This is a genomic window from uncultured Planktosalinus sp., assembly GCF_963973675.1.
In the GTDB taxonomy this organism is placed as follows: domain Bacteria; phylum Bacteroidota; class Bacteroidia; order Flavobacteriales; family Flavobacteriaceae; genus Planktosalinus.
Genome location: NZ_CAXBAN010000035.1, coordinates 1 through 11,159, shown reverse-complemented (window position 1 = coordinate 11,159; position 11,159 = coordinate 1). Strand labels below are relative to the sequence as shown.

The 11,159-nt window shown below is 38.3% G+C and carries 7 protein-coding genes and 1 pseudogene; 5 read left to right on the top strand and 3 right to left on the bottom strand.

Annotated elements, in window-relative coordinates; genetic code table 11:
* Positions 1 to 65 precede the first annotated feature (65 nt).
* The 5 genes and pseudogenes from AACY61_RS02505 (at position 66) to AACY61_RS02485 (ending at position 8,687) form a co-directional block, all read left to right on the top strand.
* The gene (locus AACY61_RS02505; protein ID WP_339609857.1) at positions 66 to 5,723 is read left to right on the top strand and encodes a toxin TcdB middle/N-terminal domain-containing protein; all 5,658 of its coding nucleotides are present in this window, start codon (positions 66 to 68) and stop codon (positions 5,721 to 5,723) included.
* Positions 5,671 to 6,459 (top strand): hypothetical protein, encoded by a 789-nt coding sequence (locus AACY61_RS02500; RefSeq protein ID WP_339609855.1) that lies wholly within the window; start codon positions 5,671 to 5,673, stop codon positions 6,457 to 6,459. Before AACY61_RS02505 ends, AACY61_RS02500 begins: the two co-directional genes overlap by 53 nt.
* Complete coding sequence (locus tag AACY61_RS02495) at positions 6,460 to 6,975, top strand: hypothetical protein (RefSeq protein WP_339609853.1); 516 nt, start codon at positions 6,460 to 6,462, stop codon at positions 6,973 to 6,975.
* 177 nt (positions 6,976 to 7,152) lie between these two features.
* Positions 7,153 to 8,007: pseudogene (locus AACY61_RS02490) on the top strand (RHS repeat-associated core domain-containing protein); the annotation flags it as partial.
* Between the two features lie 2 nt (positions 8,008 to 8,009).
* Positions 8,010 to 8,687 carry a hypothetical protein gene (locus tag AACY61_RS02485; RefSeq protein WP_339609852.1) on the top strand — a complete coding sequence of 226 codons (678 nt, stop codon included), beginning with the start codon at positions 8,010 to 8,012 and terminating at the stop codon, positions 8,685 to 8,687.
* A 315-nt stretch (positions 8,688 to 9,002) separates the two neighbouring features.
* On the opposite strand, the gene AACY61_RS02480 is transcribed toward AACY61_RS02485, so the two are convergent.
* The 3 genes from AACY61_RS02480 to AACY61_RS02470 all read right to left on the bottom strand — a co-directional run.
* A complete protein-coding gene (locus AACY61_RS02480; RefSeq protein ID WP_339609850.1) occupies positions 9,003 to 9,674 on the bottom strand; it encodes a hypothetical protein in 672 nt (223 codons plus the stop codon).
* A gap of 148 nt (positions 9,675 to 9,822) precedes the next feature.
* The gene (locus AACY61_RS02475; protein ID WP_339609848.1) at positions 9,823 to 10,437 is read right to left on the bottom strand and encodes a hypothetical protein; all 615 of its coding nucleotides are present in this window, start codon (positions 10,435 to 10,437) and stop codon (positions 9,823 to 9,825) included.
* A 219-nt stretch (positions 10,438 to 10,656) separates the two neighbouring features.
* Positions 10,657 to 11,159, bottom strand: a 503-nt coding sequence (locus AACY61_RS02470) for an ATPase (RefSeq protein ID WP_339609846.1), incomplete at its 5' end; no start/stop codon positions are given.

Sequence of the window (11,159 nt, the reverse complement as noted above, 5' to 3'; positions counted from 1 at the left end):
TGATTACTTATGATAAACAACTTACGCAAGACACGTATTGGTTTGGTAGCAGAGAACTACCGCAAATGGGTACTATACCCCCCGGTGAGGAAGAGGATGATTTTATGATTCTCGATCACGATTTATTTTCAATGCCCTCTAGCAATATGTTTTTAAATCAAGTCTTAAACACTATGGAACTCAATGGGGAGTTGCCAATTAAAATAAATTGGGTAGTTAAAGAGTCGTCCTTGGGTCAAGTGAAGGCTGTAAATAACCAGGTGTTTTATTTAATTAAGGATGGACCTGATTTCAAGTTCTCGCAAACAAGTGACAGTTTTACACCTATTCCAGTTGACGATGATACTTTTGTATTTAGTAAAATACAAATAAAAGATCTAAAAGATAGCAATGGTAGAATATACAGTGCCTTTTATGTCAACAATAAAAATATCAATGTATTGAACTTAAACAAGCATACCCTGAGCTTGGTAGCTGAAGAGCAACCCAATTATCCAGCCTGGAGCTCAGTGGAAATTGAAACCCCCTATTTTGCCATAAGCCCTCACTTTTTTGGGTTCTCTTATCGTGGATGGGGTCATTTTCTGTATAATGGAGGTGTTGAAGTAATATATAATGAAGACGATGAAATTACAGCAACGAACCATTTTGACGGTCCTTTAGAAGTGGGGTTATTTATTGACAAACTTCCCGAAAGTCAAGTAGAAGTTGATGAACTAGAAGCTCAAATAAACGAAGAAGACCCAGAGCAATTGGAAAATGAAGTTGAAAATAAGGTAAGATATACTTTTTACGGTCAAAACAATTTGGATCTAAGGTATGAAAATGAAGGAATTCACTATGCCTATTATGGTTACAGCAACAATAAATTGACAAGTGTGCTTGGTAGGTTTGGGGAGGAAAACCTTTATGATTTGTATGTAGACCCAGACAGCTTATTGGATGAAAACAACGGTACTCTTTTTATTGGTTTCAAGCAACGTTCAAAATCAAAAGGGAATGCAATGTCATTGTCCGGAGGAGTTGGTCCTTTGGGATTAGGCGGTACTTCTAGTAGGTCAAAATCAAAAGTTTTGAACCAATACTTAGATTTAAATGGTGATCGTTATCCAGATATGGTTACCGGTGGTTTAATTCAATTTACCGATATGAAGGGAGCCCTATCTGATACCGTTGAAACAAACAATTTTTCATCAGGAGATCAAAATGAAGATGACACAGCAGGCGTTAATATTGCAGGAGTCTTTCCAAACAGCACAGCGTCTGACAATAAAAAATCAACGTATACCCAGGTTAATTCAGGAATCAACAATAGTGTTGGAAAATCATTTGATTCCAGACAATGGATAGATATGAACGGAGATGGGCTTCCTGATAAGGTATGGATTTATGAAGATCGGGTTGTTGTTTATTTAAACACAGGTTATGGCTTCAGTAATAAAATATTATGGGGATCCAATTACACAGGTTTAAAGACAAGTACTCGTGAAAACGTTGGGATTGGATTTGGTAGTGGCGCCGGAGGAAATAGTGGAAATTATAGTGCCTCTTTTGCTTTTGGATTTGGGGCATCCAACAGTAAAGCTGAAGTTAATACTACAATCTTGGACATAAATGGTGATGGTTTACCTGATCTAATCAAAAAAGTGTCTAATGGGTTTAACTATTATTTGAATACGGGTACCGGTTTTGAAGAGTCTCCAAATATGTTATATCTTGGAAATAAATTGATTGAAGATGATACTTTATCAGGAAATATATACGGGTCATTTACATTTGGTTATACAATTTCGTTGAGTGTTGTAGTTCTAAAGTTCACTTTTACCCCTACAGCGGGGCTCAATGCTACCTTTAATGAACAAACCGCATCGATTAGAGATATTGATGGAGACGGACTACCTGATGTTCTGTACAAGGAAAATGACAATGCTTCTATTACATCTCATTTAAATCAAGTAGGCAAAACAAATTTGCTTCAAAAAGTGAATACCCCTATGGGTGGAAGTTGGGAGATAGCGTATGAACGCACTGGAAACACTTATGACTTACCACAAAGTAAGTGGGTAATGAGTAAAATTTCAACCCATGACGGGTTTACAGAGGATAATGGTTTAGCACCTGATGAAACCCTGACGACCATCACTTATGAAGACGGGCGTCAAGACAGGAGAGAGCGTGAATTTTTAGGGTTTGGAACCCTCAAAATTGAACAACGCACCCCATCAGATGCCTCATTATACAGATATACAGAAAAAAAATACCACACCCAGAGTTATTATTTAAAAGGGGCATTAAAGGAAACTGTGGTTTATACTGATGCCCATGAAAAGATTTCTCGTTCCCAAATGTTTTATAACTTGTTAAACCCTGATCTGCCAGAGGTAAACACCAATGTTACCATTGATGCCAACTATCAACAACCCGGATCAGGCAACCCAGATTTTAGACGTTTGTTGCCTGTTCAGGTAAAACGTATTCAAACAATTTATGAAGGTAATCAAAGTCTTCATCAAGTTCAGGAATTTAGAGCATATGATTCTAACGGTAATATCACACAAATTGTAAACTTTGGAACTAGTCTGGCAGATGCCTACCTAACTGAAATAAGATATCAGGATCCAAACTATACGGGCTTACCCACGCGTATAGCTGTCTATAACTACCAAAGCAATGATTTAGTGCGCATGCGAGGTGCTTCTTATAACAATAATGGAAAATTGGAAAGAATAAATACTAGACTTGTGGACAATGAAATGAATCGAGTTGAGTTTGCTTATGATGCTTTTGGCAATACTACCGAAGTGAAGCAGCTTGACAATTTAAATGCCTTTGGAGGGTATTTTACGCAAACTATTGGCTATGACAATGCTGTAAAAACCTATCCTGTGAGTTTTTCAGACACTTTCAACCAGCAATCGACCGCTGTTTATAATTATCTTTTTGGCGTACCCGTTTTTGTTACTGACATGAACTCTAATTCTGTTCGTACCCGAATTGATAATCGCGGCAGGACTTTGGAGGTGACCGGACCCAATGAATTGCCTAGCGGTTGGACGATCAGGATGCAATATGAAGGAGAAGACCCATTACAGCCGCAACCAAGTGGCTTGACTGATACTAATTATATGATTAGTAATGCTCAAGGCAGCTTTAGAGCTTTGGAACCCGGCAGTGGAACCTCAACTGATGCACAGCATTATGCAATCACCAGGCACTATGACCCCTTTCATTCAGGAAATGAGTTTCTAACAATTAGTATAGTAGATGGTTTTGGTAAGGCCATACAGCTTAAAAAAACCCATAAATCTGATCAAATGAAATGGCAGTTAAGCGGTTATGAGACAAAGGACGCATTTGGTAGGGTATTAGAAAGTTACTTACCGATGGTTCAAAACAGTTATCCTACTGACCTTTATAATTTGACCGGTACAGACCTTGAATATCATTCACAACCCCTAAACAACCTACCAGACCCAGTGGAAGTAAGCTATGACCACCGTGACCGGCAACTTACTGTACAACAACCGGGTGAAAATCAACAAACCACTATTGAATATGCTATCGTAGACGATATGTTTAGTACCCGGGTAACAAACGAGCTAGGCCAAGTGCAAGAATCATTTACTGATATCAAAGGCAGAAACCGCAAAATTGTTCAAAACGACGACATCACCACACAGTTTTATTACAATGCCATCAACGAACTTATTAAAGTAAAAAACACTAAAGGTTATGAAACCTTTTATGAATATGACCTTGCGGGTCGACGTATTGTGGAGAAACACCCTGACAGAGGTGTTACCAATTATACATACAATAAAATTGGTGCACTGCTCACAAAACAAACTGCTAATCTTATGCAGCCCAATCAAAGTGGTGTGGTACAGTATAACTATCATCATCATCGATTGATTGAAATCAATTATCCACAACATCCTGAAAATGATGTAAAGTATACCTATGGCTCTGCATTTAACACAGACCCTGATGACAATGGTATTGGTCGTTTGGTCAAGCAAGAAGATGCCACCGGTATACAACGATTTAAATACGGACAACTGGGTGAGTTGACAGAAAATGTTCGTGCTATTGCCGTAGCCGGAAGAATGTCATATTGGTTTAAAACCGAATGGGAGTATGACAGTTGGAACCGTATTAATGAAATCATCTATCCTGATCATGAAAAGGTCACCTACCATTATGACAAAGCAGGACAGTTAAGTACTATCACACGACAAATAGATGGAGTGACTACACCTGACATCATCAAAAACATTTCTTATACTGACTATGGTGAACGAGCCCAAATTATTTATGGTAATGATACACGAACTACTTATGATTATGACCTTAGACGGCGAATGAATAATGTTGAGCACGACTTCTACAGCTTTGATATTGAAAAAGCATACAGCTATGATGCATTGAGCAATATATTAGAAATTTCAACCTTAAACAGTAGCGACCCAGCCACCGGAGTGTTAGGTGGTCCTGTAAACCATCACTATACCTATGATGATTACAACAGGTTGATCAATGCCAGAGGAGTCTATGTAGGACCCGGAGATACTACTCCCCAATTGTTGCGACAGGAGTACAATTTAGAAATGCACTATGATGTGGATCACACTATACTAAGAAAAGAGCAAACCCACCTGAGAGGAACGGTTTCTAACCTTAATGACCCTATCAGCCAAGGCACCGCTGTTTTAGCAACTTCCTATGATCTTGACTATGATGATTATGCCAGCGGGAGTCATGTTGCCGGAGACTATGGATATGCTCAACCCCATGCACCGCGTAGCATCACTGAGATGCCGAATTATGATTATGATGACGACCCTACTGACCCGCGCATCAAGCATCAACTTTTGGAATATGATGCTAACGGAAATATGACTGAAACCAAACAGCGTGTTACAGACCCTGATCAACCTGCAGGCACCATGGAGGTTAGTTTACGTAAAAACCTTTGGGATGAAGAAGACCGTTTGAAAGCAGTAGATTTAGTCCCTGAAGCTGCAACAGAAAAACCCGAAGTAGCCAGCTATACTTATGATGCCGAAGGAACCCGTATTATAAAATATGCCCCCGGGAGGTTTGATGCGCGTTATAGTGCCAAGGAAGCAGGAGACGCCCACAAATTGGATGCCACCCTCTACCCCAGCCCGCTGCTTACTGTAAAGGCACTTCGATTGCCTGACAACACTCAAGCAAACGAACTCGATGGAATAACGATCACAAAGTACACCAAGCATTATTATATTGGCAGTGAACGCATAAGCAGTGCTTTGGGAACCATCACGCAGCTGGGGTTACTGTGTAAAGATTATTTAGCACCTACGGCAGAAATTGAACTTATTGACCAGAAAGTAATTACGGCCGGCGCAACTATAGAGGCTGACCACCAGTATTTTGGCAAGGAAATTATTATGAACCCACCCGTACTTTATGGCACTACAGAACCTATAAGTTGCCGTTTCTCCCACAACGAAAAGCTTTTTGATGCCTACTGGTACCACCCTGATCACTTGGGTAGTTCAAGTTATATTACTAACTTAGCGGGAGATATCACACAACATATGGAGTACCTTCCTTTTGGAGAGACACTTGTAGAAGAGCACTTAAACTCAAACAACTCGCCATACAAGTTCAATGCCAAGGAGCTGGATGCAGAGACCGGGTGGTATTATTATTCATCTAGATACTACGACCCAAAATGACGAGCATTATTTTAATTATCCGTCATTCTCGCCATATGCTTATACTTTCCATAATCCTATAATTTATACAGACCCTGATGGGAGAGATCCTATTTATGGTAAAAACTTTTGGGGTAGAGTGAGGATTATAGGGGATGATGGAAAGGATGCGGGAAAATCGTACCTTGTAAGAGGTGCGACAAAAAGAAGTGTAAATCAAGCTACTAAAGCAGGGGAAAAATTTTCAGGCTCTCTTGCTGAAAGCGATAATGTATTTCATATACCAACTGGTAATATACTTGAAGATGTAAAAACTTCTGTGGATAATACAATAAGAAGTGGAGATTCAGCAGATACAAGGGTTGAGCACGGAGCACATACTATGAAAGGAGATGAAAATGCCCGGCATTGGGACCCGGGCAAGCCAAAAAGAACAGAAATTTCTTTTGATAAAGATGGAAATAAAATAGAAACTTCAACTTGGTCAGTACAGCCATTTTTAATTAATGGTAAAACTCAACCTGGTGGTAATGGTGATGATATAGGTTTTATATGGCATACTCACCCCAACGGTTCTACTCCATCACCAGATGACAAAAGAAGCCTTAGTAATTGGAGAAGCAATGGTTTTAAGGGGAATACCTTTTTAATTGATGTGAACAATGAAAAGGTTAATTTCTTCAATGAAAAAGGCACACTTATGAAAGTTAATTATAGTGACTTCTTAAAAATGGGTAATAAGGAAAAAATTGATTAGATGAATAAATTATTAAATATTAGTATTGTAGCGTTTTTTTTAGTCCTGATATATGGATGTTCTTCTCATTCATATATTTCAAATAAGGAAAATAAATTAGTTAATGAATTACAGAAAAAGACTGATACGATTTACTCCTTTTCATCAACTGATTTAACATTGTTATGGTACTACGAAGAAGACAACTTATACAGTATTCTAATTCGTCCATTCAAAACCAAAAAATACAAAGCTGTTAGGTCAAAAAACATACCTTTAAGAAAAGAAGACATACATAAATATTTTGATACTTCATTGACTAAAGATGTCCCTTGTTTTCATAATGCTTTAGACGGAACATTTATTGAGGTTTATATTAAAAATCAAAAAACTTTATATAGTGGAATAGATAGAGAATGTCTATTTGATAATAAGTACGAACAAAATAGTTTTCCGTATAAATTACAGTATGATTTTTCTAAAATATTCAGACCAGAGGGCTATTATTTTGAAGATATGTACCCAAATAATAGATAAAAACTTATTGTAGTAGGACTCTCTGGATTTTCGAAGTTTGCAACCTCGAAGTATATGTTCAATCAGTAGACTATCCACAAATAATGGGAATTTATCATATATGTTGATTTGTTTTTTTTAACCCGCTACGCATTTAAGGCAAAAAAATTATAGAACGCACATAGTGAAACAGGATACAAGTTCAACGCCAAGGAGTATGATGCGGAGACCGGCTGGTATTATTATGGGGCCAGGTATTATGACCCGAAATGGAGTGTTTGGTTGTCTGTTGACCCATTGGCGGAGTTTTACCCAAACTGGTCTCCATACAATTATGTATATAACAATCCTGTTAGGTGGACGGACTCTACAGGTTTATGTCCTGATGGCGACTGTCCTGATGATGCCAATGATGGAGATATGCATACTGCTTCTGATGGTAATACTTATATGTATGATAGTGAATACGGGAGATGGAGCGATGGTCCTGTGTTGGACTTAGGAACCGTTTCCGGTAATAGAGGTGGTGAACGAGAATCGACGTTTGAAGGTAAATTTAAAAACCTTACTGCATTAGTTTACGGAGGAACAGAGTTAACAGTCAATGGTAAAGAAGGTTCGGGTTATTGGGAAACTAATAGTGTAAAAACAGACTATTTTGGAGGATGGGGATTTGGAGATATTGCAGGTGGTGATTTAAACATTTATATAGACCCCTGTTATATGGATACCAACTCTTTGGTTGATATATTAAATAGTGCAACACAACTTGAGAGTCACTCCGGAGGTTTTGGTTTTTGGAATGAAGCAACATTTATCGGTAGGGATGATGAAGGAAAAATTATTTATAGAATGACAAATGGTGAGGAAGATAAGGGTTGGAACACGGGGTATTCACCACAACAAACTTCAGATGCACCAATCTGGGGCTATAGCAGGTATCAAATTCCTATGAGTCAGAAAGATTCTCTCAATCAAGTTGATGCTAATATGAAGACTAATAGAGGAAATATTTCCAAATATAAAGAGTACAAAAGCAAGAAAGATCAATAACTATGAGTTTTAAGATATTTGTGTACAGTTTGTTTTCAATAATGCTATTTTCATGTCAAAATAATGAAAATAAATTTGAATTAGAAAGAAAAATAGAAGATGACATTAAAAAAACCTTTCAGGAATTGGGAGTTAAAATTCGGGATACCGTATTCATAGATAAAGATGTGCTTAATGTATCTATGACGCAGGATTCCGGTTATTTTATTGATGATGCATCCAATCATTTATTACGATCCTACTATCTGTTTAAGCATTATGATGAGTTGAAAAAAATGGATTCTATCTATATTTCGGTATCGTTTAAACACTTGACTGATCGTAAAACATTTTCTTATGGCCGTGAAGGTGTTGATATGATATATGCTAAACTTTCTGACAATCCATTATTTTTGAGTTTAGTCCCTTATGTTGCCAGAAATATAGATGCTAATGATTTAGTATATATGGATAATATAATAAATGAAATGCCAGAGTACGTTTCAAAAGAGCGATACAATTATACAGGTACTGGATTCTGGGATTTTGTTTACGATTATACTAATCATTGTTGTGATTCCGAAACATTTATGCATAAAAACATGGATGAAGTTTACCATTCCTCTAAATATCCTGATTTTCCCGTAAGACCGGATATATTTGAGTATATTATAAATGCGTGTAAGGGGTACTGTAGGTAATATTTATGCAGGCTTCGCAGACTGGCTGGTACTCCGCTTTTCGAAGTATATGTTTAAGAAGATAACCGACTTATCAAGTGTATGTTTCTTATATGTGAGATGATTTTTTGGGCTATTTCAATTAATGAAAATCATTATTAAAAATCGAAATTAGTAAAAATTTAAAAGCAACCTTCGGGTTGTTTTTTTAGTTTAAAAAACGCTATATTTTTTTGAATGAAATCCTTGAACTTGAATTTTGTAAACATTGTATCCCTTCTCCTAAAGTCGCTTGTCTCATCCTTACAACCAGTTCTACATTTTTCTTATCGCAGGTTAGTTATGGTTCAGTAAGTCAAAGAAGGTTTTTAAGTGTGTTAACTTATAGGTTATGCCCCGGTTTCGGTTGATTTTGTAGAATTTGAATTTTTTAATTTTTGAGTATAGTAGCTCTTCGCCTAGGAGGTCTTCAAGGATATATGTTATTGCGGTGTGTAGATCTTTGGGGTGTATGGGGTTGCTGAGGTTGCTTACTCCGCCTTTGGCGGATCCCGGCCTTTGGCGGGCGCGGCGCAATGACGTGTTTGAGTAGATGTGGATTATTATCTTTCCTGTGCTTTTGATGTATTTTACGGGTTGAAAGTACAGGTCTGAAATTTTTATATTGAATGACCCGAATTCGTAAGGTGCGTCGAGATTACTGTTTTCATCTTTGCTAGGCTTTTTTAGTGCTTCATACTTCCAGTTGTCTAGTTTTGGTGCGTTGTCTATGAGTTCGAATACTTTTGCGTAAAGCTCTCTTGCTCCATAGGCAGTTATGATGAGTGTTGCCGGACCTGTATAATCTTTCGCAAAAGAGATCTGAAACCCCAAGCCCACACAATAGTAACTGAGGTGTTTTCCTAACCAATAGAAATGGCTGTCTCGTTCTTCTCTATCCAGTAATGGAAGGATGTATAGTTTTTGTTGGTTGTCTTGGAACCAGGTCCAGAATTGGGTTGCGTTCATTATTGTTCAAAGTTTAAAGTTTAAGGTTCAAGGTTTTATTTGATATGCGAGTTCACTTCACTACGTTCGTGATGACGGTGCTTTTGTTCTTGGTTTTGGTAAATTGTGAGGCGCAAAATATTGAGCCTGTACTGTGTGATTATATTTTTTAATTTAGTCGAATTAGGTTGTTTATGAATTGAGGGAAGTGGATGAATTGAATAGCTACTCCCGGTAGTTCTGTTTTAAGGTGACAGCGTATGAATTTTATGTGTTTATGAAATGGCACCTCTCCAACCATATCTTCCAATATTTGAATGCATAGTTTTTTAAATTGTTTTCTTTTGGCATAGGAGATGTCTTTAGTTGTGAAAATGTTGAGCGTGATTTTAGAATCTTTATTGGTTTTAAGTACCGGTTGGAAATAGAGTTGATTAATATGGAGTTTAAAATTTGGTGGACCCACTGTTTTGCCTTCTGATAAATCTTCTTTTTTTCTATTGTAGGTTACTACATTCCAGTTGTCCATAAGTGGTGCATTTTCTACTAAGGTTTTCGCTTCCATTTGTATATCCGGGTCGGCATTAGAGTATAGTATGAGTGTTGCCGGTGTGGTATAGTTCTCGCTGAATTTTATTTCGAATGTTATGCCCTCCCAGTAATAGTCTAAGTTGTTTTGCAGTCTATGATTGTATTCTTCCTGTTCGTTAGTTGATAAAAGAGGAAGGATGTATAGATTTTCTTGGTTTTCTTGGAACCAGGTCCAGAATTGGGTTGTGTTCATTGTTCAAAGTTTAATGTTTAATGTTCAAAGTTGTGTTTGATTGACGAGTTCACTTCTCCGCCTACGGCGGATCGTGATGACGCCCTTCGATACAATTTTTACTCGTTCCTCGTAAAAATCACCAGCCTTCGCTAAAGCTCCGGCGGGCACGCTCAGGGTGACGGGTCTTTTTTTTTAAATATTGCATTTGATTTACGAGATCCCCGCCTTCGCGGGGATTTAGGTGCGCTTGTCGGGAGTAGAAGCCGGGAAGGCTATTACGTTTACCATTTCGCGGAGGCGGGAGCGGACTCTTTCGCCGTAGCGGTCTTCGATTTCGTGGGCGTTGAGGTTTGAGGTTAGGTGGGTTTGTTTGTTTTGTTTTGAACTTTGTCCCTGGCTGAGGTCATAGCGGGAGACCAAAATATCTGCCATTACGTTGCTGTCGTGGCCGTAGTAGCGGCCAGTGGGTTCTGCCCCGAGGTCGTCGAAACACATCGTTCTGAGGGCGCTGTATTTGTTGATGGTGTCTGAGCCGTTGGTATTGTATTCGATGACTATGTTGCGGGTTGGAAATAGACCGTATGGCCTTGTTTGTGGATGGATGTAAGGCAAAAGCTGCATCAGGGTTGTTTTGCCACAGCCGACCGGACCTGTGAGCAGTATTCCTTTGTTGAGATCGATGCCATTGGCCTTGCAGGAGGTTTTGTCTTTGATGGTGTAGATCATCAGTTTGTAGATGA

Coding starts and splice junctions, on each gene's coding strand:
- AACY61_RS02505 (WP_339609857.1), top strand. CDS start 66: ATGGGTACTATACCCCCCGGTGAGGAAGAGGATGATTTTATGATTCTC.
- AACY61_RS02495 (WP_339609853.1), top strand. CDS start 6,460: ATGAATAAATTATTAAATATTAGTATTGTAGCGTTTTTTTTAGTCCTG.
- AACY61_RS02480 (WP_339609850.1), bottom strand. CDS start 9,674: ATGAACGCAACCCAATTCTGGACCTGGTTCCAAGACAACCAACAAAAA.
- AACY61_RS02475 (WP_339609848.1), bottom strand. CDS start 10,437: ATGAACACAACCCAATTCTGGACCTGGTTCCAAGAAAACCAAGAAAAT.
- AACY61_RS02485 (WP_339609852.1), top strand. CDS start 8,010: ATGAGTTTTAAGATATTTGTGTACAGTTTGTTTTCAATAATGCTATTT.
- AACY61_RS02500 (WP_339609855.1), top strand. CDS start 5,671: ATGCAGAGACCGGGTGGTATTATTATTCATCTAGATACTACGACCCAA.